Annotated in this window: 2 protein-coding genes; one reads left to right on the forward strand and one right to left on the reverse strand. The window is 35.0% G+C overall.

Annotated elements, in window-relative coordinates; genetic code table 11:
* Positions 1 to 107: 107 nt before the first annotated feature.
* Positions 108 to 548: a cell wall hydrolase gene (locus LIZ98_RS17450; protein WP_041846744.1), complete on the forward strand. Its 441-nt coding sequence runs from the start codon at positions 108 to 110 to the stop codon at positions 546 to 548.
* A gap of 131 nt (positions 549 to 679) precedes the next feature.
* On the opposite strand, the gene LIZ98_RS17455 is transcribed toward LIZ98_RS17450, so the two are convergent.
* Positions 680 to 1,024: a CBO0543 family protein gene (locus LIZ98_RS17455; RefSeq protein ID WP_227140404.1), complete on the reverse strand. Its 345-nt coding sequence runs from the start codon at positions 1,022 to 1,024 to the stop codon at positions 680 to 682.
* Positions 1,025 to 1,435: the final 411 nt, after the last annotated feature.

Here is a 1,435-nt window from a genome sequence, read left to right on the forward strand (position 1 = left end):
GCTTTTTTTCATACTATAAATAATGACATGAATGTAGGCTTTTTTTCATACTATAAATAATGACATGAATGTAGGCTTTTTTTCATACTATATTTGGGGGTAGAAAAATGCCAAGAGTAAATTACCGAAGTTCAGATGTTGCCTTAATGGCAAGGTTGATGAGAGCAGAAGCCGAAGGAGAAGGAAAACTGGGAATGTTATATGTTGGAAATGTAATTGTGAATCGAGTTGTAGCAGAATGTTTAGACTTTAAAGGTTTAAGAACCGTTGAGCAAGTTATTTTTCAAGTGCAAGGAGGAAATTTTTCCTTTGAAGCAGTTCAAAAAGGGAATGTATTTTATCAAAGAGCAAGAACTTCTGAAAAAAGATTGGCAAAAAAAAATTTGGATTATTGGAGAGAACACCCAGCAAAATATGCTCTTTGGTATTTTAATCCTCATGGTCCATGCCCTCCAACATGGTATGGTCAACCTCATTCTGGTCAATTTAAAGAACATTGTTTTTATGAACCAAAACCTGGAACATGTGATGATGTTTATAGAGGTTAAGCTTACTCTTTGAGTAAGCTTTAGTCTGTCGATAAATCCGAAAAATCTCGGTTGCTTCGGCCCGTCTTTTTTGATTGTAAAATTAGTTGCTGATATTTTATGACGAAAAAAGGTGCCTGGCACCTTTTTTTTCACGACTTTGAAACAGAAACCCATTTTAAAATAAGTGCTCTAATTCCAAGTCCAATAAGAATGTAATATAAGAAGGAATACATGTAATTCCATTTAATATAACAAACAAGGTTAATCCAATTGCATAAGGGTTCCCCGATAAAAGCATATACAAAAGCCATGACAATTTGGGCTGAAATAAATGATTTCCATGTTCGGTTATATTGGAAAAGCAACATATAGGCAACAGGTACCAACGAAACATCAAACGGAAATGCACTTGGAATTACGGGCAGAAATTCAATAGGATATTCCCAAAATGAAAATTGCAACCCTATTGTGTCCAATAAAATTGTGATCACCATGACAATAACTCCAAACAGTATGGATTCTACTAGCCATTCTCGTTTCTTTGTGTATATCCACAAAATCCAAGGTGAAATGAAGAAGGACAACAACAGCCACCATTCCCATGTCAAAATTCATACTCCAACCACCCCGTCGCATCCATCTCAAATAATTTGTCTTCCAACAATCGGACTTTCTCAACATTTTCATGGCGAGTGCTTACTATAATCACCTCAATAGAGAATATTAATATTACTAAATTATTTTAGCCTTTTGGGGATAATGTATTCCTTAAGTGGGACTTTGCTATTTTCTCACGGATCTGGCGACCCATACAACTTTTTTCTTTTGCCGCTAATTTTTTTCAAGATACTTAGGGGTTGCTGAACAAACAAAAAAACCAAATAGGAGAAGGATTTATGAGCTTT

The organism is Caldibacillus sp. 210928-DFI.2.18, assembly GCF_020554505.1.
GTDB classification, from domain to species: domain Bacteria; phylum Bacillota; class Bacilli; order Bacillales; family Caldibacillaceae; genus Caldifermentibacillus; species Caldifermentibacillus hisashii.

Coding starts and splice junctions, on each gene's coding strand:
- LIZ98_RS17450 (WP_041846744.1), top strand. CDS start 108: ATGCCAAGAGTAAATTACCGAAGTTCAGATGTTGCCTTAATGGCAAGG.
- LIZ98_RS17455 (WP_227140404.1), bottom strand. CDS start 1,024: ATGGTGATCACAATTTTATTGGACACAATAGGGTTGCAATTTTCATTT.